At 64.9% G+C, this 6,047-nt stretch carries 4 protein-coding genes; 1 reads left to right on the plus strand and 3 read right to left on the minus strand.

What is annotated here, in order from left to right; genetic code table 11:
• Window positions 1-132 precede the first annotated feature (132 nt).
• The 3 genes from ACODSK_RS32100 to ACODSK_RS32110 form a co-directional block, all read right to left on the minus strand.
• Entirely contained in the window at window positions 133-1,953 is a 1,821-nt protein-coding gene (locus ACODSK_RS32100; RefSeq protein WP_489022105.1) for a CocE/NonD family hydrolase, read from the minus strand.
• Window positions 1,954-1,998: 45 nt separating this feature from the next.
• Window positions 1,999-3,438 (minus strand): YfcC family protein, encoded by a 1,440-nt coding sequence (locus ACODSK_RS32105; protein WP_489022107.1) that lies wholly within the window; start codon window positions 3,436-3,438, stop codon window positions 1,999-2,001.
• Between the two features lie 100 nt (window positions 3,439-3,538).
• Window positions 3,539-4,450 (minus strand): LysR family transcriptional regulator, encoded by a 912-nt coding sequence (locus ACODSK_RS32110; RefSeq protein WP_489022109.1) that lies wholly within the window; start codon window positions 4,448-4,450, stop codon window positions 3,539-3,541.
• A gap of 175 nt (window positions 4,451-4,625) precedes the next feature.
• Here ACODSK_RS32110 and ACODSK_RS32115 point away from each other — a divergent pair, with 175 nt between their 5' ends.
• Complete coding sequence (locus tag ACODSK_RS32115) at window positions 4,626-5,852, plus strand: OprD family porin (protein WP_489022110.1); 1,227 nt, start codon at window positions 4,626-4,628, stop codon at window positions 5,850-5,852.
• Window positions 5,853-6,047: the final 195 nt, after the last annotated feature.

Below are 6,047 nucleotides of genomic sequence, written 5' to 3' on the forward strand. Positions count from 1 at the left end.
TCGCCCTTAAGAGGTGTCCGGGATCATTAGGCCAGTTCAAGCCAGCTCCCACAGGTTCCTGTGTCGAGCCTGGATCCTGCGGCCGACCCGAAACCCTGTGGGAGCCGGCGTTGCCGGCGATGAGGCCATCCGTCACGCCACAGGAGTCAGGTCCGGCAACACCGTCAGCACCACCCGCGACGGCCGCAGCCGACTCATATGCAGCACATTCCTCGCCACCCGCTTGCCGTCCGCCGATCCCTCGGGCTCGCCGCTGTTCGGATTGACATCGAAATGCGGAAAGTTGCTGCTGGCGATATCGATCCTGAGCCGATGCCCTTTGACAAACCGGTTGCAGGTGGCGAACGGCCTGATCGTGACCTTGACGCATTGCCCCGGCACCATGGGTTTCGGCTCGCTCCACGAGTTGCGATAGCGGCAGCGGATGATGCCGTCGGTGATGTTCATCGCATAGCCATCGGGATAGACATCCACCAGCTTGGCGGTGAAGTCGGTGTCCAGTCCGTCGGTCTCGACCCACAGTTCGACCGCCACATCGCCGGCGACCAGCAGGTCCTCGGCCAGGGGCTCGGTGTGGAAGCTCAGCACATCCGGGCGTTCGCTCAACGGCCGGTCATCCCCACGGCTACCGAAGAAGCCGGGCGCTTCCCGTTGATCAAAGGCACCCCCGGCGAACACCGGCGCTCCCGAGGTCAGGGCGCCGCCGAGCGTGGGTACCGGATGCCAGGGGTCGGCCAGATAGCTGCGGCTGGCTTCGAGCTCTTCGGGGGCCTGGGTTTTCAGCCCGCCATCCCCATGAAGATGCAGCACCAGTTGCTGGCTACCCGGCAACGGCCAGCGATCCGCCGTCAGCCATTCGCCGCCATGTTCGATCCGCCCCTGGCGATTGCGGCTGCCGGAACCTCCGCCCATGACGAAGACCTGCACCTGCTGGGGTTTGGCTTGTATTGACGCCGGCTGTTTCAGATGAGCCTCGAACCACTCCAGCCGGCAGGTGAGCCAATCCTGTTCCACCTGCCCGTCGAACGCTGCGGCCTCGCCGAACTCGGCATCGCCACTGTGGCTGATGTTGCGATCGCCATGCAGCCATGGCCCCATGATCAGCCGCTGTGGCGCCGTTCCCTGGCGGGTGAAGGCGCTGAAATTGTCCAGGGTCGAGCTGACATAGGCGTCGTACCAGCTGGACATGTGCAGCACGGGAATGTCCGGGGTCTGCCCGCGGAACTGCTCCGCGCAGATGCCCAGTTGCTGCCAGTAGGCGTCGTAGCGGCCGCGTCGCCATTGATCCAGCAGGTAGTCCTCGTACTCGGGAATATGCCGCAACGGCGAATGCCCGGCCTGCCACGGCATGGCGGCGAACCAGGCATGGATATCCTCCTGCTCCAGTGCCTCGCGCAACGCCGGGTCGGCCTTGGCCGCCGGGCTTTCCTTGGCCTGCTTGAAGGCCCAGGTCGCCTGCTTCAACTCGAATGCGCCGCCTTGGCGAATCCCGCAGTGGAAAGCGTCGGCGAAGCCGCCGGAGTCGAGCACCATGGTGCGCAGCCCCGGTGGATTCAGGCAGGCCATGGCCAGTTGGGTATGCGCGGCATAGGACAAGCCCATGCTGCCGATCCGCCCGTCGCACCAGGGTTGTTCCACCAGCCAGGCGAGGGTGTCGTAGCCGTCTTCGGCTTCGTTGATGTACTTGACGAACTCGCCCTCCGAGGCGTGCCGTCCGCGGCAATCCTGGAAGACCGTGATGAAACCGGCGGCAGCGAAGGCTGCGGCCATTTCCTCGCGGCCCAGGTGATGACCGTCGCGACGCTTTTCCGAGCGCGAGGGCAGGGCCTTGTTGTAGGGCGTACGTTCGATGATCACCGGCAAGGGCGCGCCGCTGGCATCGGGCAAATGGATATCGGTGGCCAGCCGTACGCCATCGCGCATCGGCACCATCAGGTTGTTCAGAACATGCATGGGAGACAACTCGAACCAGGTGGGCCGCCATGGCAGCCCGGTGAATTAATAGCCGATGAACACGGCGATGCTCAGCAGGCCCAGGGCGATGGCCATGAAGATCAGGAACAGCGGCCAGATATAGCGCGCCCACTGTCCCCAGCCGACCTGGGCGGTGGCCAGCAGCACCAGCAGGCCGCTGGAGGTCGGGGTGATCAGGTTGGTCAGGCCGTTGCCGAGCAGGAAGGCGTAGACCGTGGTGTGCGGAGTCACCCCCGACAGTTGCCCCAGCGGGCCGAAGATCGGCATGGTCACCGCCGCCTGGCCGGAAGTGGAGGGGATCAGCACATCCAGGCCCAACTGGGCGAAGAACATGCCGAAGGCCGAGACCAGCGGGCCGTGGTCGCCCACCAGTTCCGAGAGATTGTTGACGATGGTATCGAGCACCTGGCCGGTACTGAGGATGATCTCCACCGCCGTAGCCAGGCCGATCAGCACGCCGGCCATGAGGACTTTTTTCATGCCGTCGACGAAGGCTGCGGCCGCATCGCTGGCGCCGATCCCGGCGACCAGCGCGAAGACCATGCTCAGGGCCAGGTAGTAGGCGGACAGCTCCGGGTATTTCCAGTGCCAGCGATTGGAGGCGTAGACCAGGAAGGCCACGCCGACCGCCAGCAGTACCAGGTTGGTGGCATGGCGCAACGGCAGGGGCGCACGCTTGAAGTCGAACTGCGCGGTGCGGTCGAAGCCATGGCGACGGATGCTCAGCAGGACAAAGGCGATGCCCACCAGCAGGAACACCACGTAGGTCACCACGCGCATATCCAGGCCGCTGAACATCGGCACGCCAGCCAGTGGCTGGGCCACGGCCAGGGCCACCGGGTTGGTGATCGAGCCCAGGTAACCGACCTTCACCGAGATTGCCACGATGGCCAGGCCGATGATGTTGGGCAGGCCGAGCCGATTGGCCATGGCCACCATCAGCGGCACGATCAGGATGAATTCCTTGGCCAGGCCCATGAAGGTACTGCCGGCGGAGAACACCAGCATCAGGCAGGGCACCAGCACGTAGATGTTGCCGCGGGTCAGGCCGAGGATGCGCTCGAGACCGGCATCGATGGCACCGGCCTTGTTCAGCACGCCGAACATGCCGCCGATGAACAGGACCATGAAGATCAGGCCGGCGCGTTTTTCGATGCCCTGGGGAATGGCCATAAAGGCTTCGACCAGGGACACCGGACGCGCCACCTCTGGGTTTTGCGTGCGCGGCTCGATGGAGAACAGCTGGCCGAGACCGCTGTCCTTGTCGAGCATCTGGTAGGAGCCGGGAATGACCGCGATGTCCTTGCGCTGGAACTGGCCTGAGTCCACCAGGTAGGTGAAGGCCAGGGCCATGAACACGATGCTCAGGAGGATCAGCGCCGGATTGAGTTGCTTCACCGGGGCGGGCGCAGCCGCAGCCGGCGTCGCAGCGGCCGGGGCCAGCGAGGAGTGGGGTGGGTTCATGATGCGTTCTCGATTGTTGTTTTGGTGGGGCCCGGGCGTTGAGGCGCACACTAGTCCAGGCAATCGGGCTCGCTCAAGCTTATGAGTGAATCGGGTTGGGCTATGCGTCGAGCGGTGTTCCGCTGACTTCCACCAGGCGTTTGCGCAGGTGTTCGGCAAAGGCCTCGACCAGTCGCGAGCGCGGCTGATCCTTGCGGAAGACCAGACCGAAGCGGTAGGCCAGCCGCGGCCGCAGTGGCCGGCTGAGCAGGGGCAGGGCGCCGAAATCCCGGGCCAGCAGGCCGTTGATGATGGAGAGACCCATACCCTCGGCGACGAAGGCGCAAGCCGCGCTGACCGAGTGCACCTCGATACGGACCTGCGGACTCAGGCGTGCTTCGCGAAAGCGCTGGTCCAGCTCCGAACGCAGGTTGCGCTGCTTGCCCAGGAGCACCAGGGGCTCATCGCGCAGGTCGTCGAGGGTGACTTCCTCGCGTTCGGCCAGCGGGTGCCCGACAGGCATGACGCACACACCCTCGGTCTCCAGTACCGGCAGCACCTCGAAGTCCGGCAACTCGGCTGGCAGGCGGACGAAGGCAAAGTCGGCGCTGCGATCCAGCACCGCCCGTTCCAGGCTGTCGTAGCCGCCGGTGAGTACTTCGACCACCACGTCCTCACGCTCGCGGAGAAACTCGGCGACGATCTTCGGCAGCAGGTGCTGGGTCATGCTGGTGGGCACTGCGACCCGCAGCAGGCTGCGTTGCGAACGCCCCAGGCGCAGCTCGTCGGCCAGGCGCTGCACCCGCTGCAGGTTGTCCACCAGCGCGGCGACCTGGCCGAGCAGTTCCTCGGCTTCCGGGGTTGCCATCAAGCGGCCCTTGCGGCGCAGGAACAGGGCAAAACCCAGGTGCTCCTCCAACTGGGTCAGCAGGCGACTGACCGCCGACTGCGACAGGTCCATACGGGTGGCGGCGCCGATGGTGGAGCCGGTGGCCATGATGGCCTGGAAAGCTTCGAGCTGCTTGAGGTTCACGTACTGCTCCAGCGCGGAAATCGGCGCTTGCGCATAGGGTGATGCGCATCGCTCATAACGTTGTGACGGGGTTCGCGGGGCGTTAGTGTCCGCTCCGTCGACGCCCCCCGTCCAGTACGGAGCGCGTATCGACCGCCCATCTGCCAACAACCACAACACTCAGCAGAGACCTCCGATGCGTACCCTTTTGAGTTCCGGCACCCTGGCTTGCGCAGGTGTCATGAGCAGTCTCGTCCCTGATCCGGCCCTGGCCGATTTCTTCAAGGATTCCCAGGCCCGGCTGGCCTTGCGCAATTACTACTTCAACGACGATTACCGCGACGGTGCTGCCGATCGCCGGGAGTGGGCCCAGGGCTTCGTGCTCAAGGCGCAGTCGGGGTTCACCGAGGGCACGCTCGGCTTCGGCGTCGAGGCGCTGGGGTTGTCGGGTGTTCGCCTGGACTCCAGTCGTGCCCATGCCGGCACCGGGCTGTTGCCGGTGCATGACGACGGCCGCGCGGCCAGCGAATACTCCAGCCTGGGCCTGACCGCCAAGCTGCGCTGGCAGGACGCACTGGTCAGCAGCGGCACCTTGCTGCCGAAGATTCCCGTGCTGGTCTACAACGACGGCCGCCTGCTGCCGCAGACCTTCCGTGGCACCCAGGTCGAATACAGCGGTATCGACCGGCTCTACCTGCATGCCGGGCACCTGGACAAGTTCAAGGCGCGCAACTCCACCGACAGCGTCGACATCATCCCCCAGGGCTACACCGGCAGCGAAGGCAGCGACTTCGACTTTGCCGGCTTGCGCTACGAGCTGAGCAAGCAATTGACCCTGAGCAGCTACTACGGCGAACTGCGCGACTTCTATCGCCAGCAGTTCTTCGGCCTGGTGCATTCGCTGCCGCTGGCGGCGGGGACGTTGACCAGCGACCTGCGCTATTTCATCAGTGACGACGCGGGCGCCGCACGCAATGGCCAGGTCGATGCGGACATGTTCAGCGGCCTGTTCACCTGGCGCCAGGGCGGTCATGCCCTTGGTTTCGGCTACCAGAAGGTCGAAGGCAGCACGGCCTTGCCCTATGTCAGCGTGAGCACGGTGTACTCGTTCAGCAACGCCAGCGTCGGCAAGTTCATCCAGCCGGGCGAGCGCACCTGGATGCTGCGCTACGACTACGATTTCGCCAGCGTCGGCGTGCCGGGGCTGAACTTCATGACCCGCTACTACCACGGCAGTGGTGGCGAATACCGGGGCGCGGATGCCCGTGAACACGAGACCAACACCCAGCTCAAGTACGTGGTCCAGGACGGAGTGTTCAAGGGCTTTGGCGCAGAGGTACGGCATGCGATCTCGCGCAGCACCTATGCCAGCGACCGGAACAATGTGCGTATCTACCTGACCTATGATCTGTTGCTCTGGTAGGTGACCTCATCGCTGGCAAGCCAGCTCCCACAGGTTGCTATGTCGAGCCTGGATCCTGCGGCCGGCCCGGAACCCCGTGGGAGCCGGCTTGCCGGCGATGAGGCCATCAGCTTCGACATCAACCTGGTAGTTGGGTTGTTCTTGCGGGCCTCATCGCTGGCAATGCCAGCTCCCACAGGTTCTTGTGCCTGACCT

The organism is Pseudomonas sp. FG98, from assembly GCF_057808595.1.

Coding starts and splice junctions, on each gene's coding strand:
- ACODSK_RS32115 (WP_489022110.1), top strand. CDS start 4,626: ATGCGTACCCTTTTGAGTTCCGGCACCCTGGCTTGCGCAGGTGTCATG.
- ACODSK_RS32105 (WP_489022107.1), bottom strand. CDS start 3,438: ATGAACCCACCCCACTCCTCGCTGGCCCCGGCCGCTGCGACGCCGGCT.
- ACODSK_RS32100 (WP_489022105.1), bottom strand. CDS start 1,953: ATGCATGTTCTGAACAACCTGATGGTGCCGATGCGCGATGGCGTACGG.